The 22,045-nt window shown below is 67.1% G+C and carries 22 protein-coding genes, 1 pseudogene and 1 riboswitch; of the genes and pseudogenes, 10 read left to right on the plus strand and 13 right to left on the minus strand.

Annotated elements, in window-relative coordinates; translation table 11 throughout:
- Positions 1-4: 4 nt before the first annotated feature.
- From ACIOVG_RS14240 to ACIOVG_RS14260, 5 genes are read right to left on the minus strand one after another with little or no spacing between them, the layout of a single operon-like run.
- Complete coding sequence (locus ACIOVG_RS14240) at positions 5-1,363, minus strand: acetyltransferase (RefSeq protein ID WP_400874603.1); 1,359 nt, start codon at positions 1,361-1,363, stop codon at positions 5-7.
- Entirely contained in the window at positions 1,363-1,884 is a 522-nt protein-coding gene (locus ACIOVG_RS14245) for a hypothetical protein (protein ID WP_400874606.1), read from the minus strand. Before ACIOVG_RS14245 ends, ACIOVG_RS14240 begins: the two co-directional genes overlap by 1 nt.
- The gene (locus ACIOVG_RS14250; protein WP_400874609.1) at positions 1,881-3,149 is read right to left on the minus strand and encodes an MFS transporter; all 1,269 of its coding nucleotides are present in this window, start codon (positions 3,147-3,149) and stop codon (positions 1,881-1,883) included. Before ACIOVG_RS14250 ends, ACIOVG_RS14245 begins: the two co-directional genes overlap by 4 nt.
- Positions 3,146-4,585: an amidase gene (locus tag ACIOVG_RS14255; RefSeq protein ID WP_400874809.1), complete on the minus strand. Its 1,440-nt coding sequence runs from the start codon at positions 4,583-4,585 to the stop codon at positions 3,146-3,148. Before ACIOVG_RS14255 ends, ACIOVG_RS14250 begins: the two co-directional genes overlap by 4 nt.
- Positions 4,585-5,694: a hypothetical protein gene (locus ACIOVG_RS14260; RefSeq protein ID WP_400874612.1), complete on the minus strand. Its 1,110-nt coding sequence runs from the start codon at positions 5,692-5,694 to the stop codon at positions 4,585-4,587. Before ACIOVG_RS14260 ends, ACIOVG_RS14255 begins: the two co-directional genes overlap by 1 nt.
- Positions 5,695-5,874: 180 nt before the next feature.
- Here ACIOVG_RS14260 and ACIOVG_RS14265 point away from each other — a divergent pair, with 180 nt between their 5' ends.
- The 5 genes from ACIOVG_RS14265 (at position 5,875) to ACIOVG_RS14285 (ending at position 12,146) form a co-directional block, all read left to right on the plus strand.
- Entirely contained in the window at positions 5,875-6,546 is a 672-nt protein-coding gene (locus ACIOVG_RS14265) for a TetR/AcrR family transcriptional regulator (RefSeq protein ID WP_400874615.1), read from the plus strand.
- A 268-nt stretch (positions 6,547-6,814) separates the two neighbouring features.
- Positions 6,815-7,405, plus strand: a complete 591-nt coding sequence (locus ACIOVG_RS14270) for a MarR family winged helix-turn-helix transcriptional regulator (protein ID WP_400874618.1) — start codon at positions 6,815-6,817, stop codon at positions 7,403-7,405.
- A 110-nt stretch (positions 7,406-7,515) separates the two neighbouring features.
- Entirely contained in the window at positions 7,516-8,817 is a 1,302-nt protein-coding gene (locus ACIOVG_RS14275) for an MFS transporter (RefSeq protein ID WP_400874621.1), read from the plus strand.
- Positions 8,817-11,609 (plus strand): family 78 glycoside hydrolase catalytic domain, encoded by a 2,793-nt coding sequence (locus tag ACIOVG_RS14280; RefSeq protein WP_400874624.1) that lies wholly within the window; start codon positions 8,817-8,819, stop codon positions 11,607-11,609. The genes ACIOVG_RS14275 and ACIOVG_RS14280 overlap by 1 nt, the downstream gene beginning before the upstream one ends.
- Before the next feature lie 48 nt (positions 11,610-11,657).
- Positions 11,658-12,146: a YbaK/EbsC family protein gene (locus ACIOVG_RS14285; RefSeq protein WP_400874627.1), complete on the plus strand. Its 489-nt coding sequence runs from the start codon at positions 11,658-11,660 to the stop codon at positions 12,144-12,146.
- Between the two features lie 6 nt (positions 12,147-12,152).
- On the opposite strand, the gene ACIOVG_RS14290 is transcribed toward ACIOVG_RS14285, so the two are convergent.
- Both ACIOVG_RS14290 and ACIOVG_RS14295 read right to left on the minus strand, forming a co-directional pair.
- Complete coding sequence (locus ACIOVG_RS14290; protein WP_400874630.1) at positions 12,153-12,965, minus strand: ABC transporter ATP-binding protein; 813 nt, start codon at positions 12,963-12,965, stop codon at positions 12,153-12,155.
- A complete protein-coding gene (locus ACIOVG_RS14295) occupies positions 12,962-13,630 on the minus strand; it encodes a FadR/GntR family transcriptional regulator (protein WP_400874633.1) in 669 nt (222 codons plus the stop codon). The genes ACIOVG_RS14290 and ACIOVG_RS14295 overlap by 4 nt, the downstream gene beginning before the upstream one ends.
- A gap of 328 nt (positions 13,631-13,958) precedes the next feature.
- Here ACIOVG_RS14295 and ACIOVG_RS14300 point away from each other — a divergent pair, with 328 nt between their 5' ends.
- The gene (locus ACIOVG_RS14300) at positions 13,959-14,309 is read left to right on the plus strand and encodes a hypothetical protein (RefSeq protein WP_400874636.1); all 351 of its coding nucleotides are present in this window, start codon (positions 13,959-13,961) and stop codon (positions 14,307-14,309) included.
- Positions 14,310-14,353: 44 nt separating this feature from the next.
- Positions 14,354-15,196 (plus strand): NAD-dependent epimerase/dehydratase family protein, encoded by an 843-nt coding sequence (locus ACIOVG_RS14305; protein ID WP_400874639.1) that lies wholly within the window; start codon positions 14,354-14,356, stop codon positions 15,194-15,196.
- A gap of 96 nt (positions 15,197-15,292) precedes the next feature.
- Here the strand turns inward: ACIOVG_RS14305 and ACIOVG_RS14310 are convergent, their stop codons facing one another.
- The 6 genes from ACIOVG_RS14310 to ACIOVG_RS14335 all read right to left on the minus strand — a co-directional run bounded on the left by ACIOVG_RS14310 (position 15,293) and on the right by ACIOVG_RS14335 (position 19,393).
- Positions 15,293-15,781 carry a PaaI family thioesterase gene (locus ACIOVG_RS14310; protein WP_400874643.1) on the minus strand — a complete coding sequence of 163 codons (489 nt, stop codon included), beginning with the start codon at positions 15,779-15,781 and terminating at the stop codon, positions 15,293-15,295.
- Complete coding sequence (locus ACIOVG_RS14315) at positions 15,778-17,343, minus strand: bifunctional hydroxymethylpyrimidine kinase/phosphomethylpyrimidine kinase (RefSeq protein ID WP_400874646.1); 1,566 nt, start codon at positions 17,341-17,343, stop codon at positions 15,778-15,780. The genes ACIOVG_RS14310 and ACIOVG_RS14315 overlap by 4 nt, the downstream gene beginning before the upstream one ends.
- Positions 17,340-17,534, minus strand: coding sequence for a hydroxyethylthiazole kinase (locus ACIOVG_RS14320; protein ID WP_400874649.1), 195 nt, complete (start codon positions 17,532-17,534; stop codon positions 17,340-17,342). The genes ACIOVG_RS14315 and ACIOVG_RS14320 overlap by 4 nt, the downstream gene beginning before the upstream one ends.
- Positions 17,526-17,617: riboswitch (TPP riboswitch) on the minus strand. It overlaps the preceding gene by 9 nt.
- Positions 17,587-17,856, minus strand: a complete 270-nt coding sequence (locus ACIOVG_RS14325; RefSeq protein WP_400874652.1) for a hypothetical protein — start codon at positions 17,854-17,856, stop codon at positions 17,587-17,589. (Overlaps the previous riboswitch by 31 nt.)
- Positions 17,853-18,773, minus strand: coding sequence for an NAD(P)-dependent oxidoreductase (locus tag ACIOVG_RS14330; protein ID WP_400874655.1), 921 nt, complete (start codon positions 18,771-18,773; stop codon positions 17,853-17,855). Before ACIOVG_RS14330 ends, ACIOVG_RS14325 begins: the two co-directional genes overlap by 4 nt.
- Positions 18,770-19,393, minus strand: a complete 624-nt coding sequence (locus ACIOVG_RS14335; RefSeq protein ID WP_400874658.1) for a TetR/AcrR family transcriptional regulator — start codon at positions 19,391-19,393, stop codon at positions 18,770-18,772. The genes ACIOVG_RS14330 and ACIOVG_RS14335 overlap by 4 nt, the downstream gene beginning before the upstream one ends.
- A 308-nt stretch (positions 19,394-19,701) precedes the next feature.
- Here ACIOVG_RS14335 and ACIOVG_RS14340 point away from each other — a divergent pair, with 308 nt between their 5' ends.
- The 3 genes and pseudogenes from ACIOVG_RS14340 (at position 19,702) to ACIOVG_RS14350 (ending at position 21,997) form a co-directional block, all read left to right on the plus strand.
- Positions 19,702-19,905 (plus strand): hypothetical protein, encoded by a 204-nt coding sequence (locus ACIOVG_RS14340; protein WP_400874661.1) that lies wholly within the window; start codon positions 19,702-19,704, stop codon positions 19,903-19,905.
- Positions 19,906-20,479: 574 nt separating this feature from the next.
- Positions 20,480-20,557: pseudogene (locus ACIOVG_RS14345) on the plus strand (SEC-C metal-binding domain-containing protein); the annotation flags it as partial.
- Positions 20,558-20,818: 261 nt separating this feature from the next.
- Positions 20,819-21,997 (plus strand): hypothetical protein, encoded by a 1,179-nt coding sequence (locus tag ACIOVG_RS14350; RefSeq protein WP_400874816.1) that lies wholly within the window; start codon positions 20,819-20,821, stop codon positions 21,995-21,997.
- The last annotated feature ends 48 nt before the right edge of the window (positions 21,998-22,045 follow it).

Here is a 22,045-nt window from a genome sequence, read left to right on the forward strand (position 1 = left end):
TGCCTCACCGGGTGGCGTTATGCGTCAAGTGCAGCAGCGGGTAGGGGCGACCTGCCTCGTCGATGGGGCTGCGTCTGACGATCTCGAACCCGTGGTGTTCGTAGAACCGCAACGCTGAGGTGTTCTGCTCGTTGACGTCCACCTTGGTGACGTGGTGGTTCGTGATGGCGTGTCGGAGAAGCGCAGTGCCCACTCCGTTGCCGTGGTGGGCGGGGTCGACGAAGAGCATCTCCAGCGATCCATCGAGCGTTCCACAGAATCCCACCGTCCGACCGCCGACCTCTGCCGCGGAGAGCGTCACAGACGGGAAGTACTCGGCGCGAAGTCGCGCCTCGATCGCGTTTCTATCGCCGATCGCGAGGAAGTCGTGTGTCGCGTCGACCGCTCGTCGCCAGATCTCAGCGAAGGCTGAATAGTCAGAATCCCCCCTGGAGCGGCGGATGGAGATCGTGTCACCGGGCTCTTGGCGCGTAGGCGTCGATGCCGTCCGGTCGGCGATCGCGCGGACCACAGCGGCCATGTCGAGTGAGCCATCGCCGCGCTGCACTGCTTCGTCATAGAGGGCCCGACACACGTCCAAGAGTGGGCTTGCGATTCCTCGGCCGCGTGCGGCGTCGGTGATCAGAGCGCTGTTCATCAACACGTCCCGAATCGCCGCCTGCGGGGCCCAGTCGTTCGCGACGATCTTCTCGCTCTTCAGCCGAGATATCGGAGAGGACATCTGACCGGCGTCGAGGACCTGACGTAGTGCGTCGAGGGAGAGCCCGTGCCGCTGGGCGAAATGGAAGGACTCTGTGAGGCCGGTGACCATCGCGATGAGGAAGACGTTGACGGACAGTTTCATCGTGAGCGCCGCCGGGATCGCGCCGCAGTAGGTGACGGACGAGCACAGATGCTCGATGATCGGCGATACCTCGCCTACTGCTCGCTCCGGGCCGGCGAGCATCCCGATGAGAGCACCGCCTTCGGCGGGCCGGCGGGAGCCCGACACGGGCGCTTCGACGTACACGCCGCCTGCAGCGCGGATTTCATCGTCGAGTTGCTGCGAGTAGGCGGGGGACACCGTCCCCATGTTGACGATCGTCTTGCCTGCGAAGAGCTCGGGTTGGCGGTGCCCTGCGGGTCCGAGGACGGCGTCGATGGCAACCGTTCCGGCGAGCATGAGGATGACGATCCGCGAGCGATGGAAGACGTCCGCCACACTTTCGGCTGCCTCTGCTCCCGCCCACGCCAACGTTTCCGCGGCCCGGGGTGACCTGTTCCACACCACCAGCGGCACCCCGGCGCGGACCAGGCGAAGCGCCATAGGCTCCCCCATGATGCCGAGGCCGAGGAATCCGACGCGATCCTGCGTCTGGTTCATCACGCTCTCCTCCCCTGTAGATGTCCGGCCGCGCGGGCGCGGCCGAGCAGCACACCACGCTGCACGAGAATCACGAGCCCGAAATACGCCAGCAGCGTCGCCTGCGCAAGCGCCGGAGTGGGCATCAGAAGTTCACTGAGCAGATGCTGCCCCAGGCCGACGATCCACAGCGCCGCCGTGATCACCGTGCCCTGTTGCATGAGTTGGCCGTCCTTGCGACCCAAGCGGACCGTGAACGCCCGCAGAGTGGCCAGCGCGCAGCCCAGCAGCGCGCTGCCCAGGAGCACCACGATGTCCCACGACGTCACCGAACCCGACGGAGCAAACCTAGAGACTTGGAATACCCCGTAGGCGAGAACGATCCAGCCCAACAACGACCGCTGCGGGCAAAGCTGACCAGCGCTGAGGCCCCAGAACGGTGTTCGGGCAGCAGCGTGCCGGACCGCGCATCCGCTCCGTGGATGCAGGGCGAGGTAATCGAGGATGGTGTTTCTGGTGGGCGTCTGATCGACCATGGTCAAGCGATATCTCTGTCAGAGGTATGGTTTCCGGCAATCGACGACGAACCCCGCGGTTCATCCAGGAGCGGACGTGCCGGAAGCGCCCACGGCCAGATGGCGGCGACGACGAGCGAGGCGGCGCTCGCCGTGATGAACAGGTGGTAGCTGCCAGTCGCATCGTGCGAGACCGCACCGAGCATGGTCCCGATCCCACCGCCCAGAGCAACGGCGACCATGCCGGTGGCGAGGCCGCGCCCGTTGATCTCCGGGGGCACATAACGGGAGACGACATAGGCGAGCACGGCCGTCTCGGTGCCCGTCGCGATTCCGATCGTTGTGGTGATCGCGAGATCGCCCGGCCCCGGAGGCACAGCCAGCAAGAGGCCGAGGGCGCCGACCGGGAGGATGAGCATAAGGCTCGCGAGAACTCGAACGGCGATGCGGTCCAGCAGGATCCCGGCGGCGATATTGCCCGCCAAGAGCCCGACTCCCAGCAGGCTCTGGCCCAGCACGGCGACCTCTGGCCTGTGCGCCCGTTCTTCGAGCAGGGGCACGAGGTGGCCCTGCATCCCGCCATAGCCGATCGCGGCGAACAGAGCCCATCCCAAAACGACGTACATGGCCCGCGTGCCGAAGAGCGCTCGCCAGCTCGCCGACTGCTCTGTCTGCGGCCGTCGTGCCACGTGCCGGGACGGAAGGGTACGGATGAACAGCAACGCGGGGATACCGGCGAGCACCGTCACCTGGAGGCCGAGCGCGATGAACGCCCCCTGCCATCCGACCGTCGACACCAACATGGCCGCGACGAGCGGGTTCACGATCGCGCCCAGGCAGGCCCCCGCGAATAGCAGTCCCAGCGCAGCACCTCTGCGGTGACTGAATGCGAGATTGATGCTTCGCGCCAAGGGGACCACGCTCGCGCCGAAGCTCGCAGCGTATGTGGCCAGGAATAGCACGGCAAAACCGATCCGAGAGGTCGGCAGGATACCGAGCAGCACCAGGCAGACGACCTCGGCGCCGAGCGCGCACAGGACAAGCACGCGCACAGGGAACCTATCGGACGCCCACCCCGTCAGCGGGATGAGCACGGGGGTGAGCAACGTGGCGATGGCCAGCACGCTGTAGGTGGCGGTGCGTGACCAGTCGAACTCGTCCTCGAGCGCGGCCGCGAAGATCCCGAACGTCTGAACGAGGAAGCCCACCGCGCTGAAGGCCAGCACCAACGCCGATCCGGCCAGAAGAAGTCGTCCCTGAGGCGCCGGCCACGCCGTGCGCGCGTCGGTCATCGCCCTCCCTCCTCGTGTCGAGTTCCTGCCCAGATGGGAGGGATACGGTCTCGCCACGGCATGGCGTTCTCAAGCTGCCCCGACACCGCCAGAACCCGAGCGTCGTCGCATGCCGGTCCGACGATCTGGACGCCAACGGGGAGCCCGCGGGAGCTGCGCGCGATGGGTACCGACGCTGCCGGATGTCCCGTCACATTCAGCAGCGGCGTGAACGCCGAATAGTCGCGCAACACCCGCATCGAGTACTCATGTGCGGACTCCTCGGCGCCGGCCGGGTCGAAGGCCCCAACCGCCGGAGCCTCGCTCACCGCCGTCGGCGTGAGCCAGATATCGAACGAGGCGAAGAAATCGTCGACGGCGCGCGTGACCCGTCGGAACACCTGGTCCGCTTCCAAAAGCTCGCGAATAGTCACCGATTCACCGTGCTCCATATACCGCAGGGTCATCGGTTCCAAGGTTTCTGCATCCGCTCTGACGCCGGCAAGTCGCTCCGCACGCTCGATCGTCCAGGGCAAGGAGTGCGTCCACGCGCACATGAACGCATCAAAGAACTCTGCCCAGTTGACCGATGGGGAAGACTCCGTCACGTCATGGCCCATGCTCTCAAGCACGGACGCGGCCCCATGGACTGCGGCGGAGCACTCGGGGTCGGCGCGCGCGAAGCCCGGAAGAGCCGTGGCAAAGCCGACTCGCATCGGTCCCGGTTCGGTGGCGGCTGCCGCAGCAAACGGTCCGGCGGGCGGCGGAGTACGGTATCGGGCCCCTGGATATGCCCCCTGAGTCACGTCGAGGAACGCAGCGGAATCTCGCACCGAACGGGTGAGAACGTGATTGACGGAGATGTTGAAGAGGTAGTTCCCCTCGAACGGGGTTCGTCCGCGGCTCGGCTTGAAGCCGAACACTCCCGTGCAGTGCGCAGGAGTCCGGATGGACCCACCCCCGTCGCCCCCCGTCGCCACCGGAACGATGCCTGCAGCGACGGCAGCGGCGGACCCGCCGCTCGATCCCCCCGGCGTCCGTGTCAGGTCCCAGGGATTTCGCGTCGGCCCATGCAGCTGGGACTCCGTAACCGCGTAGAGTCCGAACTCGGGAGCTGTCGTCGCGCCCACGAATGCGACGCCCGCCGCTCGCAGCCGTCCGCAGAAGATGTCATCCTCACGCACGTACAACGGCGCAAGCAATCGCGAGCCGGCTCCGGCCGGACCACCTCTCCTTCCGTGCCCGGACTTGGTGAGAATCGGCACACCGTGCAACAGTCCCCCCGCGGTCGGCGTCGCTCCCACGTCGATGGGGGACACGATCGCGTTCAGTTGCGGGTTCAGCGCGGCGGCGGCCGTCGCAGCGCACTCCACAAGAGCGTCGCTGCTCACCTCTCCCCGTTCCACCAGCCCCGCCAGGCTCGTCGCATCGTGCCGTACGTACTCGTCCACCCGCATCACGACGCCTCCGTCTCATCCGTCTCTGGGTCGCCGACGGGGCCTAGGGCGTCGACAAGGAACGCCGTCACCGTGTCGGCGACGACAGTGAGCATCCGCTCAGGGTCCACGGTGCCGAGATCGAGCAGTCCACGCGTGCGCCCTGCGCCGAAGGCGACGAGATCACTGAACGCGTAGTGCCCGGCGTCTGCCACGAGGACGCGTTGGACGCGCCCGGTCGCCGCTCGCCGAGACTCGTAGTGGAGGTCGTTCACGACCCGGCCGGATGGCAGCACGGACCCAGCAGATGACATGACGAGCAGCGGCACACGGATGTCCTGGCCCAGGAGCATGGCCCCCTGCTGCATGCCGTCCAAGTTGATCGCAGCCCGGGCACGTTCATCCAGGTGTGCGACGTTGGCGCTCGTGGACCCGCCGAAGGACATGCCCATCAGCGCGACCCGCGACCAGTCGCCCGCATCGAGGATCGCGGCCGTCGCAGCGTCGACTCGAGCGCGACGCTGATCGACGGGAACGAGCGCGTCCAGCATCGCTGCGAGGTAGGCGGACCAGCCGTCGTTCTCTCTCGCAAGCGTGTCCACCGCTGTCACCTCCGAGATGGCTTGGTTCTCGGCATCGATGGACCGCGCCCGCAGAAGGCGCACCATAGCTCTCGCGAATTGGTCACCGACCAGGCGATGACGCTGAGCGGCGGACATCACGTGTGAGGAGCCATCCGGGGCGCAGATGGATGCGGCCGCCTCCGGATAGGCGATCGAGATCACGAGATAGCCGGCCGCCGCCAGTCGCTCGCAGAGGTGAGTGTTCTGCCCGACGAAGCCGGTGAACCCATGGGAGAAGAAGACCACCGGAAGCCTCTCCCCCGCGGGTTGTGCGTTGCTGTGACCCCGCGTGCGCCACCTGCCCAGGGCGCGCGCACCGCGTGCCGAGAGCAGCCATGCCAGCCCATCCGTCATGATCTGCTGCTCATCGGGACCGTCGAAGTAGCGTCGCGGTGCGAGAGTCGACGGCGCATGAGCCGGATACCACATACGGATGACGCCATCGGTGGAACGTGGCCCGAGGCCCAGCACCACGGCATCGCGGACCCCTATGCCGTACAGTGCCACCCCCGTCGGCCACGCTAACGGCTCCAACTGCGGAGAGCCTCGACTCACCAATACCCGGCGCAAGAGCGCCCGAGCGCCCCCTCGGACCCGCAGCACCGCTCGCATGACTCTCACAAGATCCTCTTTTCGATCGGATGATCGAAATTATATTCCGATCTCGCGATCTGTAAAGTGAGAACGGTGATCGAACAGAATAGGCAGCGGGGACGCCCCCGGAAGCTCACTCCCGAGCGCGTGATCGATGATGCGGCAGGGCTCATCGTCGACGAGGGCTATGAGGCGCTCTCGATCCGTTCGCTCGCCGCTCGATTGGGCGTACGGTCCTCGACGCTGTACTCGTACTTCACGTCGATCGACGAGATCGCCGACCTGGCATCAGAGCAGATATTGAAGCGGATCGAGATCCCCGACCTGGACTCGAGCCCCGACCCACTCGAAGCTCTCATCGTGCTGTTCGAGAAGATTCGTGACCTGCTCGTTGCCCACCCCACCGCGATCCCGGCACGGATCGGCACCGCGACATGGGAGCAGATGGTGCGGATGGTCGATCAGCTGCTCGCCGAGCTGGCGGGCCTGGGACTGTCGCCGGCCCGCGCCACCGTCTGCTACGAAGCCCTGATCGGTGTAACCATGGCCAGCTCCGCGGCATCCCGGCGGGAACAGCAAGTCAGTCCCGAAGAAACGAGGATCCGCCTCAGGAGCATCGAGCCCGCCCCAGACGCGCTGCTGGCGGTCGACGAGTGGGCAGAGACCACAGCCCACGCACGTTTCCGCACCATGATCAGCGAGCTCATCGTCTGGATGCTTCCCGGGCTCGCTCGCGCCGGTAAGGGCGTTCCGCGCGAGATCTGATGCGGCCGGCACCGCGATCAGACCCCCTATGTTCATCACCGCAAGCGCGAATCGTGCCGTCATCGCCCACACGGTCGGCGCGGACGTCACACCGAGATCACTCGAGCGAAACCGCGGAGATTCACCGCCCGCCCCGACTCGCTGTGATCCGGGGCCCGTGATCGAGAGGGCAGCTCGACCCGAAGCGTCACCGCCTCTGCGTAGACAAGCCGACTCGCGGCTCTCGCTCCTTTCGACGGCGTCGACAAGGCATGCGAGAAGATGAAGTATGCCGCGCCGCCCTCACTCTCCCGTTGCCCTTCCGTCGACCCCGGCGGTCATGGCGCCGGTCGTCGGTGGCGGAGGCCTCGATGCCCGAGCCGCGATGCAGGCGGTCATCACCTGGGCTTCGTCAGGATCGCGGCGTGAGGACCTTCTGCGGCGCAGCGGTTTTCCTCTTTCCGATGACATGCTCGCATTCCTGGTCATGAACCAGCTCGCCTACCGAGGGGCTGCGCGGCCTACCGAGCTCGCCGATGCCGCGCATACGGGGCGCTCCAACCTCAGCAAGGTCGTGCGGCGACTCGAGGCTGCCGAGCTCGTGGGTCGCATGGCCAACCCGCTCGACGGCCGGGAGACGATGATCGCTCTCACTCCCGGTGGGCGCGAGGTAGCCAAGCGCATCGTGGCGGCGAGCGAGATGGACTTCGCCGAAGCGATCGACGGGTGGGACGATGCGGAGCGCGAGAGGCTCGAAGAGCTGCTCGTCCGTCTCGTCCGCGACCTCGATCGACGTGTCGGTGGTGAAGTGCAGCGAGTCTCCGGAGCACCATGGGGCCCGCCGCCGTCGCACTGGGACCCGCGAACGCACAGCGACTGACACACAGAGCGGCCGTCGATGAATGCTTTGGGCCTCAATTGATTGTCCTAGCGACAATCAATTGATATCGTGAGGCTGTCCATTGAACCCATGCTTCGAAGGAGAAGCCCATGCCCGCTCGTCCTCTGCATGCTCGCCCGTGGTGGGTTGCCACCGTGGCCGGTATGGCGTCGTACATCGATTCAGCCGCCATCACCGGCTTCAGCACTTCTCTCGTGATCCTGCGCGCGGAGCTCGGGCTCGATGAGTGGCAGGTGGGCGTCGCGGCCGCCTCGCTGACTCTCTCCATCGCCGTCGGTGCGCTCGTCGGTGGACGGCTGGGCGACCGGTTCGGGCGACGCCCCGTCTTCACAGCGACGATGATCCTCATCCTCGCCGCCGTCCTCGCCTTGATCTTGGCTCCCTCGTTCGGCGTCGTCGTCGCGGGCGCCATCCTGCTGGGCCTCGGCACCGGAGCCGATCTGCCGGTGTCATTGGCGACGATCGCGGAGGCGGCGACCGACGCGAACCGCGGCCGCCTGCTGGGCCTCTCCAACCTGTTGTGGATCATCGGCATCGTCGCGAACACGCTCATCGCGAGCGTCGTCGGCGACTGGGGACACCGCGGGGCACAGATCCTGTTCGGCCACATCGGCGTCGTCGCCCTGCTCGTGCTCCTCGGGCGCCTCACGATCCCTGAGTCGGCCAGCTGGACCACCGCACGCGACGAGCGCCGGTCCGGAGTCCCCACCATCCGCGCCGATCGCACGCGCATCGTCGACCTGCTCCGGACCCCCTATGTCGTTCCGTTCCTTGCTCTCGTCGCGTTCTACGCTCTTACAAACCTGGTCGCCAACACGAGCGGCCAGTTCGGCACCTACATCGTCGTCACGTACGGTGGTGCCACCGTGGGTCAGGCCGCGCTCATCGCGTTGCCGATGATCCCGATCGCCGTGTTCGGATACCTGTGGTTCATGAAGATCGTCGATGGGCCACGGCGCTTCCTGTACTTCCAGATCGGTGCTGTCGTCATGATCCTGTCGAAGCTCGTCGTCGTGTTCGCTGGTCTGAACATCGTCACCTATGCCATCAGCGCCCTGTTGGCTGCCGTGGGCGGAGCTTTCGCCTTCGAGGGAATCATGAAGGTCTGGACGCAGGAGTCTTTCCCGACCCTGCTGCGCTCGACCGCGCAAGGAGCGATCATCTCCATCGGCCGGTTCAGTGCCGCCGTCCTCGCGGCCGTCACACCGCTTCTGCTGGAGTCCGGCGTCACGGCGTTCTACGTGCTGCTGACCGCGTTCAACGCCGCCGGTCTCGGCATCGCGTGGGCCGTCTTCCGCCGGCGTCGAAACGTCTCCGTTCTCGACGTCGAGAGTCGTACTGACCCCGAGGCCACCTCATCGGCCACGGTCGCACCGGGAGCATCGTCGTGATGCCGATGCCGATGCCGGTTCGGGTACACCTCTCGGTCGAGGCCGCCCGCCCTGGCGATCCTGTCTCACATCCCACCCCCGCGATCAGCTGGCGCATCGAGACGACGGATGCCGGGTGGCGGCAACATGCGGCCGAGCTCCGGTGGGAGTCCGCCGGTACGGTGGCGGTGGCCCTCCACGAGGGCGAGAAGCGGCTCCGAGTCGACTGGCCGTTCGCTTCCCTCTCTGCGCGCCAGCGAGGTGACCTCCGGGTGCGGTTGGCGGGCAAGGACGGAGCGTTCGGCGACTGGAGCGATCCCGTCACGATCATCGCCGGGTTTCTCGACGACGGCGAGTGGAACGCCGGCTGGGTCGGCCACCCCACGCCGGAACGTCACGCACAGCCCACCATCCTGCGCCACACGTTCAACGCCTCCGACGTGGTACGGGCCACGTTGTACGCCACCGCGGTGGGCTCGTACCAGGCTGCGCTGAACGGGACCGATGTCGACGACCACGTGCTCAAGCCCGGCTGGACACCGTTCGACAAGCGAACCGTCTACGACACCACCGACGTCACAGCGCTGATCCGCGATGGCATGAACACGATGACCTTCCGGCTTGCCGGCACCTGGGCGACCGAGCGGTTCGGGTTCCGGCAGAACGCCCGCCCACGGTACGGCGATCAACCACGCCTGGCCGCACAGCTGCTCCTGGAGTTCGGCAACGGCGAGACTCGGTGGATCCGCAGCGGACCGGACTGGCAGACCACGGATGGTCCGATCACCGACAGCGGGCTGTACGAAGGCGAGCATCATGACGCACGCCGCGCGTCGCCGGCACGATGGTCCGCCTCGCGGGTCTTCGAGCCTGCCCCTGCACCAGGCCCGAGGATCTCTCCGCCCGTGCGCCGCATCGAGCAGCGACGAGTTGCGGCGGTTCTTCCCTCGCCCGAGGGAACGCTCCTGCTCGACTTCGGGCAGAACCTCGTCGGGCGTCTGCGGATCCAGGTGTCGGGACCACGCGGAACAACCGTGACACTGCGCCATGCCGAAGTCCTCGAAGACGGACGTCTCAGTACCCGCCCGCTGCGCCGCGCCATCTCCACCGACAGCTACACGCTGGCTGGCACCGGAGTCGAGGTGTGGGAGCCCGAGTTCACGTTCCACGGCTTCCGATACGCGGAGGTCACCGGGTGGCCGGGTGAGTTCGACCCCGGGGATGTGACTGCTGTCGTGATCCACAGCGACATGACGCGCACCGGATGGTTCCGCACCTCGCACCCGCTGCTGCAGAAGCTGCACGACAACGTGGTGTGGAGCCTTCGCAGCAACTTCCTCTCGATCCCCACCGACTGCCCGCAGCGCGACGAACGCCTCGGCTGGACCGGCGACATCCAGGTGTTCGCGCCTACCGCAGGGTTCCTGTACGAAATCCGCAGTTTTCTGGACTCGTGGCTTCGAGACCTACGGCTCGAACAGGACGCCGACGGCACTGTTCCCTTCGTCGTGCCCGACGTATTGGGCTTGTCCCGTCCGGCAGCAGCATGGGGAGACGCCGCCGTGGTGGTCCCGGACGTGCTCGAACGGCTCTTCGGAGACCGCGACACGCTCCGACGCCAGTATCCGAGCGCGCTCGCCTGGGTGGAGCTGTGCGTGCGGATGGCCGGCCCGCGCCGCATCTGGGAAGGCACCTTCCAGTTCGGCGACTGGCTCGACCCCACCGCTCCCCCCGACCGCCCCGGACAAGCGATGACCGCGCCCGGACTCGTGGCCACCGCATACCTCGCACGGTCGACAGGACTGCTCGCGAGAGCCGCCGCCCTCCTCGGCGAGCACGACGACGCGACGCGCTACCGGAGGATTCACGACGATGTCCGCGCCGCGTTCGTCGACGAGTACGTCACCGCGGCAGGACGGATGGTCTCCGACACCCCGACGGCCTACGCGCTCGGTATCGCCTTCGACCTCATCCCCGAGCACCTGCGCCCCGCAGCCGGTGCACGCCTGGCCGACCTCGTCCGAGAGAACGGCTACCGCGTCGCGACCGGGTTCGTCGGCACACCGCTGATCCTCGACGCGCTCACCGCGACAGGTCACGATCACGAGGCGTCCAGGCTGCTGCTGGAGACCGGCTGCCCCTCCTGGCTCTATCCGGTCACCATGGGCGCGACGACCATCTGGGAACGATGGGACTCGATGCTCCCCGACGGCTCCATCAACCCCGGCGATATGACCAGCTTCAACCACTACGCCCTCGGTGCGGTCGCCGACTGGATGCACCGCGAACTCGGCGGACTCACCGTGCTCGAGCCGGGCGCCCGGCGGGTGCGCATCGCGCCGCGCCCGCTCCCGGGGATCGACGACGCCGCCGTCGCACTCGACAGCCCCTCGGGAAGGATCGAGGTCGGGTGGCGCCGACAGGGGGCGGAGATCCATGTACGCGCGACCGTGCCGAGCGGAGTCGAGGCCGAGACGTCCGGCCCCGGCGGCACGCGCATCCTGAGTGCCGGCGTCCACGCCTGGACGATTCCCTCTCCGATTGCCGAGCCTCTCGGCGCCGTGAGCCTCGACACGTCGCTCGCGCAGGTCATCGACGATGCCGAGGCCCTGGCTGTCGTCGAGGAGACGCTTGCCGAGCACCGCCCTGCCGCGGTCGAGGCCATGCGCACAGCAACCCGGTGGACGAGGGGCCAGACGCTCGCCGAGGTCGTGTTTCAGTACGCCAGCCCGGCGGTGCAGCGCGAGATCGGCGACCGCCTCGCCGCGCTGTCGGCAGGCCGCGCATCCGCCAGCGCCCGGGCGACCGGATGAGCTCCTCATGCACTACCCCCACCCCCCGGAGACAGAGAGGCACGCACCATGACCATCGAGCAGCCGCTACCAGAGCGCAGCCAGATCGTGCAGCAGCACCTCGACAAGGCAGGACTTCCCGGGCGAGTGCGCGAGCTGCCGGATTCCACCCGCACCGCGGCGGATGCCGCGTCTGCGCTCGGTTGCGAGGTCGGGGCGATCGCGAGCAGCTTGCTCTTCCTCGCCGATGACGAACCGGTTCTGGTGATGACCAGCGGCCGGCATCGCGTGGACACCGACCAGCTTGCACGGCATCTCGGCGCGGCATCGGTGACGATGGCACCTGCCGCACTCGTACGAGAGGTCACCGGGCAAGCGATCGGCGGTGTCTCCCCCGTCGGTCACCCCACCCGGGTGCGGACCGTGGTCGATGAAGCCCTTCAGGACTACGAGGTCATCTGGGCTGCGGGCGGAACGCCGCACACCGTGTTCCCGCTCACCTTCGCCGACCTCGTCGCGATCACCGGCGGCACTCCGATCCGCATCGCCAAAGACTGAGGACGTTCAGGCGCTGCGGACGGAGCGGAGGCTGCGGGCACGCCATCGTCCCTCGCTGTGGTCGACGACGATGGGGTGCTCGAAGGTCTGACTCACGAGGTCGGTGGTGAGCGTGTCGCGCACGGGACCAGCGGCGACGACGCTGCCATGGGCGAGCAGGAGGGCGTGGGTGGCTGCTTCGGGGATCTCTTCGAGGTGGTGGGTGACCAGCACGGACGCGAGATCGGAACGAGTCGCGGCGAGCCGGTCGACCGTCTCCAGAAGTTGCTCTCTTGCGGCGACATCCAGCCCGGTCGAGGGCTCGTCGAGAAGCAAGAGGGCCGGGTCGCTCATCAGGGCGCGCGCGATGAGAGCCCGTCCCCGCTCGCCTTGGGAGAGAGTCGGCCATCGCTCTTCGGCTTTCCCGTCGAGGCCGAGCAGGTCGATCAGCTCGGCGGCGCGGCGCCGGTCAGCGGCAGTGGGCCGCCAGCGCATCATGAGCTCCGTGGTGCCGGTGACCCCGGTGAGAACGACGTCGGTGATCGTGAGCGGGGATTCGAGCGGATGCCGCGGGTCGACGTGTCCGATGCGGCGACGCAGCGCCAGCAGTTCGACCCGACCCACCCGATGACCCAGCAGATCGACGGTGCCGGCGGTGGGGAACGTGCGGGCGCCGCAGAGACCGAGGATCGTGCTCTTGCCCGCCCCGTTCGGGCCGATCAGCACCCAGTGCTCCGCGGGATTGATTCGCAGCGACACGCCGTTCAGGATGTCTCTCCCAGCCCTGCGGAACGTCACCTCGTTGAGCACCACGACGGGCTCGACGACCGCGGCGCTCACGCGAAGCCTGCCTTGAGGGCATCGAGATGGGCGCGGCTGGCGCGGGCAGCGGCATCCGGCATCCGGTCGGCGATCGCATCCACCACGACGGCGTGCGCATCCTGGTCAGCGCTCGCATCGGGCACGGGGCGGATGCGGAGCATCTCGACCATCGCGCGCCGCACTCGCGGCACGAACCCGTCGAACAGCTCGGTCAGCACCTCGTTGTGCGCGGCGATCACGATCGCGCGGTGCAGCGCCATATCGGCATCCACATGCTCTTCGATGCTCTCCCCGGGGATCGAACGCAGTTCCAGCGCCCGTCGGACCATGCGCAGATCGGACGGAGTGCGGCGCGTGGCGGCAAGGGATGCGGCTTCGACCTCGATCGCGGTGCGCGCCTCGATCACGGTGACGATGTCGGCCCGGCGCAGCACCTGCTCCCACTCCTCGGGCACCTCCAGCGCCGTCACGTACACACCCGACCCGTGACGGGAATCGAGGACGCCGCGACCGGCGAGCTGGCGGATCGCTTCCCGCACGGTGGACCGCCCCACCCCGAGCTGCGGCGCCAGCGTCGTCTCGCCAGGGAGCTTGGCGCCGAGCGCCCACTCCCCCGCGCGGATGCGCATGAACAGCGCGTCGGCGGCCTGATCCGCCAAGGGCACACGTCTGAGTCGAGTCATCTCATCTCCTCTACTTGTCTGAGGACTTATGGTAAAGTCTACGTGTGCTCACCGTCACCCTCCTTCTTCTTCGCCGCCACGGCGGGGCGTAGCCAGACCGGCTCCCCGTCGTGGAGCCGAACACCGCGCCGGTCGACCTCTCCAGACCCTGAAGGACTGCGTGACATGACCACCATCGCCCCCTCCGGCATGCCCTCTCGCCGCTACACCGACGCCTACTCTCGCGTCGAGGGCACGATGAGAGCGAGATCGCGATCGTTCCACCCTCACCCACGCTCGATGCGGTCATCCGCGTTGCGAACGCCGTCGCACGAGAGGTGGTGGCACCGTGAAGACCGTCGCGCACATCTTCCACGATGACGAAGACTCCCTGCTCATCGGCAGCCGCCTCCCGCGTCGAATCGCCGAGGTCTCCGCCGAGCAGAACATCGAGGTCGAGGTCTTCGTCTTCGGCGCCGCGCAGCGACGACTCGGCACGGCCGCCACCGAGCTGGATCGCCGCTTCAACGCGCAGATCGACGAGCTCATCGCCGCAGGCATCCCGGTGGGCGCGTGCGTCAACACCGCCCGCGGCGACGGCACCGAGTCCGCCCTCACGGCGCGCGGGCTCACCCTCGCCGTCGCCCGCGACGTCTTCCTCCGGTACACGATGGAACGGGCCACCGTCATCGGATTCTGAACCCGCAACACAGACCAAGAAAGACCAAGAAAGAGGATGCCGTCATGAGAATCTTCGTCGCCGGTGCGTCCGGTGTGCTCGGCCGCGCCTTCACCCGAAAGGCGGTGGCCAGCGGTCACGAGGTCATCGGCATGACTCGATCCGCCCGGGGCGCCGCCGCGATCGAACGGCACGCCGCTGCGGCCGTGCTGGCGGATGCATTCGACCGCGAAGCGGTCATACGGGCTGTCGCCGAAGCGCGCCCTGATGCCGTTGTGCACCTGCTCACGGACCTCGCCTCAGGAGACTCGGCGAGCAATGCGCGCATCCGCACCACGGGCACCCGGAACCTGATCGACGCCGCGAAGGCTGCGGGCGTGGACCGCGTGGTCGCCGAGAGCATCTCCTGGGTGTACCCGCCGGGGACCGCCTCCGCGTCCGAAACCGAGGCGCTCGACGTCGACGCAACGGAACCGCGGCTCACCACCATCCGCGGTGTCGCCGCGCTAGAGGACAGAGTCCGCGAGCTGCCCTCCGGTGTGGTGCTGCGGTTCGGGCAGCTCTACGGCCCCGGGACCTGGTACGCCCCGGACGGAGTCCGAGCCGATGCTGCGCGCGCGGGGCGCCTCCCTGCCACTCAGGCGGTGACCTCATTCGTTCATGTCGAGGATGCTGCTGAGGCCGCGCTTCGAGCGCTGAACTGGCCGGCGGGCATCTGGAACATCGTCGACGACGAGCCCGCCGCCGGCACGACGTGGGTTCCCGTCTTCGCGTCCGCCGTCGGCGGTCCCCGCCCCGTGGTCCAGGTCGGTGGCGACATCGGTCGACCGGTCAGCAACACCCGCGCCCGCGCACAGGGCTGGGAGATGCTCCACCCGAGCTGGCGTGACGGCTTCGCCGCACTATGAGACCACCGCAGGTCGAATACCGCGCCGTCTTCGACGCCCGCATCCGCTTCCTCACCGGCGTGGCCTCGCCGCAGAATGGTTACGGCTCGAGGTGATTCACCTCCCTCGTGCGGATTCCCCGCGGAGAGTGAGCACGGCACTGGTGATGGTTGCCACGGTCTTTCCGTCTTCCCGCGTGATCTCGCAGGCGTACTGACTGATGCTCCGCCCCGCGTGGGTGCAGTGAGCATCAGCGGTGAGCGGTCCCGACCACGCCGGTCGCAGGAACCTCGCGTTCAGGTCCAGGCTCGTGAACGACTCATCGACTCCGACCACGGTCGAATGCGCAGTGCCGATCGCCGCGTCGGCCAGCTCGCACAGAGTGCCACCGTGGATAGTTCCCTGCTGATTGCCGTGCTTGTCCACGTCAGCCAGAAGCCGCACGCGCGCAGAGCGCTCGGCCACGGCGACAAGCTCGAGTCCGAGCAGCCGAGATACCGCCGTCGGGTACCTCAGATGGGTGTGATCCTCAGGGCCGAGCTCTTCGGCAAGGTGGCGTCGCAAGAAGTCGAGCACAGGCAGCGGGGCGTTTTCGTGAGAGTTCATCCGCGGACTCCACTTCCGGCGCGGCCGCCACTGTCTCCGGCACCACGATCGGCTGCTCGACCGGTCAGTACGGTGTCTTCATCGACATCTGGTGCGGCGAAGAAGTTGTGCTCATGCTTCGAGGACAGCCGGAATGCGTTCCACATCGCGTGCCGTGTCGTGTCATCGGAGGCTGCGGCGAGTCGGGTGACGGTGTCGATGGCAGTGCGCGTGGATGCGGCGAATGCGGGGTCGGCGTAGGTGTCGAGCCAGGGCCTGTAGGGATGTTCCGGGTGCGAGCGCCACTGCAGGCGTTCGCCGAGGTCCTGGTAGATCCAGAAGCACGGCAGCAGCGCGGCGACGAGCACGCGGTAGTCGCCGCGCGCGGCGGTCGCGAGGAGGTGGTTCAGGTACGCGGTCGTCACGGGATCAGGCTCCGTGGACCGCAGGGTCTCATCGGTGAGCCAGCACTCGTGCAGATGCAGTTCGCCGGTGATCGAGGTCTCTGCACATCCGGCCCAGAAGGCCTGCTCCGCGGAGGTGGGGGCGAGGCGTGACGCGTCGGCGAGCACCCGGGCGTAGTCGCGTAGATAGAGGGCATCCTGGGCGAGGTAGTGCAGGAAGACGCCGCGATCCAGGGTGCCCTCGCCGAGCCCGCGCACGAACGACAGCGCGTCGATGTCGGCGCGGATACCGGCGATGCCGGCCCACCAGTCCGCCTCCACCTCGGCCGGGGTCGGTGCGGTGGTGACGCCGCCACGGGCCCAGAGCCCCGCGAAGTGGCTGACCGGCCCCTGCCCGGTTCCGACGGCGAGCTCGGCGCCATGGCGGATGCTCTCGATGAGCCATCGCTTCGACTCCCGCGTCGCTTCCACCCAATCCCCCGACGCGGCGATGCGGGTCGCGAGCGCCGACGACAGAGAGCAGCCCGTTCCGTGCGTGTTGCGCGTCTCGACACGGGTACCGGAGAACTCGGTCACCACAACCGTTCCGTCGACTGCTTCGACGAGCGCGTCGGGCAGCTGTGGTCCCGAGAGGTGTCCGCCCTTGGCGAGCACCCGCACCCCGCATTCCAGGGCGACCCGGCCCGCCTGCGCGAGCACCTGATCCCAGGTGACGGCGACCGGCGCGTCGGCGAGGATCGCGAGCTCGGGGATGTTCGGGGTCACCAGATCGGCGTGGGAGAGCATCCGGCGCAGAGCCCGTTCCGCGTCCGCGTCGAGCAGCCGGTCGCCGCTGGTGGCGACCATCACCGGGTCGAGCACCACGAGAGGCGGCCGCACCCGGTCGAGCCAGCCGGTGACCGACTCGATCACCTCGGCGGTGCCGAGCATCCCGATCTTCACCGCGTCGATCGCGACATCGTCGGACACAGCGTCCAACTGCTCGACCAGGAAGGCCGCCGGGGGCACGTGCACCGACCGCACCCCGTGCGTGTTCTGCGCCACCAGCGCGGTCACGACCGCCATGCCGTAACCGCCGTTGGCCGCGATGCTCTTCAGATCCGCCTGGATGCCCGCCCCGCCGGTCGGGTCCGTCCCTGCGATGCTCAGCACCCGCGGCACCGGTCGTCGCCCGTTCATGCTGCGTCCCACGCGGCACGCAGCTCGGGAACGTCGACCATCGCCGCGACTGCGCCGAGGGCGAGCGGGACGTTGGCGGTGAAGTTCGTCACCGCAATGTTGGTCACGCACTGCACGAGTGGCGCGTGGTCGCGCAACTCGTGCAGCAACGAGACAGTGGACTCGATCGGGTGTTCTGGCGTGCGCGTCATGCGCGACATCCCTTCGCTAGTACGAACTAGATCAGGTTCGACGGGTGTGATCTCAGCCCTGCGGGGCACCCCGTGTCACGTGTGTGTTCTCACGCTGCCCACCCTCCCGCTCGAGGTGCAGCATCGGGTGCGGCTGCCCCTCGCCATCCTCGACAGCCACCCAGATCTCCGGCATCTGCGGGAGGTAGGCCTCGACCTGACGCTCGTACCCGTCGATCTCCTCGGGTGTCAGGAAGTGATGCGTCGCCTCGACCGCGGATCTCCAGACTGCGACGAGCCGAGCGTGATCATGCGACACGCCGGCGCGGATGATGATCGTCATCGCGAGGCTTCCGTGGGGTCGTTTGCTGATGCGCCCTCCGGCTCGGCTCGGGCAGCGAATGCTGCGGTCACCCCGATCATGTCGAGTGCCCCCATTCCGGCGGCCGCGGCTTCCTCGTACAGTTCCCGGCTTGCGGTGATCAGCGGATGCGCCGATCCGGCCACCTGCGCAGCGTCTTCGGACAACCGCGCGTTCTTGAGCACGTCGGCGATCGCCGCCTGAGCCGACAGGTCGTCGTCGGTGAGCTTCTGTGCCTTGCCACGGGAGACCACCGATGCCATCGGGCCGGCGGCCAGCACCTCCCGCAGCACGTCGAGGTCCGCGCCGCTGCGGGAGGCGAAGTGGAATGTCTCCGCCAACCCCGTGACCATCGTGATGAGGAAGGTGTTCACCGCCAGCTTCATCGACAGGGCGGCGGGGATCTCCCCGCACCTGAAGACCTGCGAGCACATCGCTGCGACCACGGGCTCCGCCTCGGCGACCGCGCCCGCCTCTCCAGCGAGCATTCCCACCAGTTTCGCCTCGATTGCCGGGCCACGAGACCCGGATACGGGCGCTTCGACGTACCGGCCTCCGGCAGCGGTCACCTCTGACGCGAGCGTGCGAGAGAACGCTGTCGTGAAGGTCCCCATCTGAATCACCGTGTGATGTGCCACCAGCGTGGAGAATTCGTCCGTGCCACGTGCCAGCACAGCGTCGACTCCCGCCTCGTCGCGCAGCATGAGGATCACGGTCTCCGTGGCGTCGAACACGCCCGCGACATCGGCTGCCGCCCGCGCGCCGGTCGCAACCAGTTCGTTCATGGGGTCAGCTGAACGCGCCCATACGACCACATCGAACCCGGCCCGGACGAGGTTGCTCGCCATGGGGACTCCCATGATGCCGAGGCCGATGAAGCCCACCGTCTTGGAGGTCATTTCCCTTCTTCCTCTCCGCATGGTGTGATCCGCGCTCGATCCAGCGCCGCACGGGCGTGAGCCGCGGAAGCGGCGCGGTCGGGTGCCGGTCGCAGTCCGAGCAGTCGTTGCCGGTGCCACTCGCCGAGCAGCAGGGCGAACAGCGCCTCTGCGCGCCCGTGATCCGCGTCGCTGTCGTCCCGAGGCAGCCGGGCGTCGATCGCCGCGATGTACCGACGAGGGCCCCTGTCGTAGAAGCGTTCGGCGAGTTCGGGGAAGCGGCGGGATTCGGCGATGACCAGTCTGTGCAGGCCGATCGCATCGTCGGAGTGCAGCGCGTGCACGATCTTGGGTGCGAGCTGCTCCAGGCCATCGGCTGGCCATGCCTCGTGCAGCGTCTGCTCGCTCAGGCGTTCGACAGCGGCCAGGAAGACGTCCGTGCGGTCGCCGAGATAGGTGTAGATCGTCCGTTTGGTCACGTGTGCGTCGGCAGCGATGCGATCGAGGGTCACCGGCTCGAAACCTTCGTCGACGAACAGCCGCACGGCAGCATCCAGGATGTCGTCGCGTCGCTGAGTGCGTTCCGTCTCGGTGGGACGCCCCCGCTTGCGCGCGATTCCCGCGCTCCCTGTGCCTGCCATCTGCTTCCTCCTCGCGCTGCGTCTCACAATCCATTATGGAATGAAACCTCACAAGTATCATTTTGCGACAGGCGACCCCCGCGTGACAAGGAGGCCCCTCCGCGGGCGGGCACATCCTGATCCACTGCATCGAACTCCTCGGCGGTCAGCGCGCCTTCCGCGAGCAGGTGCGCCCGCATCCCGACGTCTCGACGCTTTTCGACTACACCTACGCGACGCCGGTTCCGAACGACTCGCGGCGCCTTCCCGGCGAGGCGCTGTTCCGGCCACGGCGGGCAGGCCCGCGTGCTGCACGTCATCCCAACGCGATGAGGCTCGCGGCAATCCGCGACGACGACCCCGTGCTCGTCTGGGAGAAACTCGCTCTCTACAACACCACCGGCGAGATCCCGGACGCGATCGACCAATCGACGTACTGCGCGTTCTCGGCCCGGCTCTCGCGATTGGCGGTGTCGTTGGCGGTCGACTTCGGCGGCGGCCGGGTCGAGCAGATCGGGCGAAAGTGGGCATGAGAATAGCCCCGGAGATCCGCGTGTTTCCGCGGTTCTCCGGGGCTTGTTGGTCGGGCTGACAGGATTTGAACCTGCGACCCCTTGGAGAATCCGGCTGATTTCCGGTCTCCGCCGATAGTCTCGGGAACTCGCGGATTCCCTTGTGCTTACAGGGAACCGAGCGGTTCGCATAGTCCGAGTGTAGCCGGTTGGTGGCGGGTCTTGGCGGGTAAATTAGATGGGTTCTTGATTGGCCGGGCTCGGACTCGCGCCAAGAACAATTGACGGGTTCGAGCGGGATCCGGATGGCGTGGGGATCACTGAGAGTCCGCCTGCTTTCGCGGTTATCGTGGCGGTCGTTCTACGGCACGCGCAGACGCAGTGATGTCCGCCAGGCCGCCGATACCAACGGCTGGCGCATCGCGGGGGTGCTTTGGGACTGAGCCAGCCACTCCACGGGAAGTGCAAGGCGGTGGTCAAGGCCAGAACGCGTTTTGCTTCGGGACGGCTCTCGAAAACGAGAGAGGTGTTGCATGTCCCCTCGTGCGGCGCGACGGCGCAGAGGACTAGTTCCGCAGCCGGATATCCTGAGCAGGTGAATCCGCTTGCTACGTTCGACCGCCAGGACCCATGTTGGTGCGGGTCCGGAAAGACGTATCGTCTATGCCACAAGCGATTCGCAGCACCACGTCATCCACCAGGAGCGCCTGCCAGGCCTGACGACGATGAATTCATCAGTCTGAGTCCGGATGTTCAGCTAGCGCGGACTGCTATCCCTTCGATGATGCCTGCCGGCACCCCACTCACCCTGCCGCCGGACGGGCCTACCCAGCGACCTCTGGGAGCTACCGCGTTCGACCGAGCTGTGGCATCCTCCACGCCCGACGATGACCCAGCGACGGCTCAGGAGTTAGGACGCACACGAGTTGCTCTATTGCGCGAACTCGCTGCGCTCCGCGAAAGCGATGAACCCCTGAAGGACAGATACTTCGAAGCGATTGCGTCGTTTGCGGTGGACGCGTGGAAGACGTCAAGCTCGCTCCGTCAACTGATGCCGCGCCGGACCATCCTCTGGAATGAGGAGCTGGCAGTCAACAAGCTCATCGGACGCACCATGCTTCTCGCTGACCATGTTCTCTACCCAGATAGTCTGCTCCGCGCGCTTCGATCCACGCCGACGGCGCGGAGGGTGAGAGCGCTCGCTATCGAGGAGATGGAGTTTCAGCACCTTCTGCGCGGCGGGCACGTGCTTCCAATGCCTGACAGCGTCGCCGAGTTCATCGGAGGCAGATTGATCCACGACGCGACCGAACTTGCTCTCGCTAACGACTCCCTGGTGCGGTTCGTCCGGTCTCAGCTCGTGGTGGAAGGACCAAGCGCCCGTGAGGTCTTGTTCATCAACGCTGTGGATGACATCGAGCACAGCCCGGGTATGTGGTTTTACGGCCATACGGATCCTGAATCGATCACTGAGGCTGACCGATCCATTGGCTTTCGGATGCTCCAGCCTTATGACCCGCAACACGACTATTCAGCTTGGATCAAGAAGGAGTCAGACACCGCTCTAGCGAACTATCTGCAACGCACGGAGCGGCGGCTAGCAGTGGCCGACGTGCTCGGGTCCGAGTACGTTGCCGCCTCTCCTTTCGAAGCGCGCATGCTCCAGCGCAGAGATAGCAATAGGCCCAGTCTTGCGAATACAGCGCTGTGGGCAGACGTACCTTCGCTGGCGAACCTCGGAGCGAAGGACCTCGCGCGCATGCTGTCGGCCGAAGACGCAGTGGAAGACCTGCGAGTGCGAGTGCGCATCGCAATGGAGAGTGCCTCAGACTTCGGTTCTCAGATTTCCTCCATCCGCGCTGTAGCCTCCGACATCGAACAAGCTTCGCGAGTGTTGAACAAGCGCATGGGAACGTATCGCAGCTTTGCCCTCACCACGCCGGTGATCGCTGGCGGCATGGGTCTGGTCGTGGGCTCAGCGGGTGGTGTGGCGGGTTTCGCGGGTGCGGCACTCGGACTGGTCGGTGCTATCAGCCCCGCCATTGGGGAACGATTAAACCAACGCCGCGAGGCAGCGTTCCTCTTCACGATGCCAAAGCGAAAGCGCAAGTAGACCTGACTGCCGCCGCTCGAATAAGATTCGAGACTCGGATGCTTCATA

This window comes from Microbacterium sp. NPDC087591, from assembly GCF_044743625.1.
Taxonomy (GTDB): Bacteria; Actinomycetota; Actinomycetes; order Actinomycetales; family Microbacteriaceae; genus Microbacterium.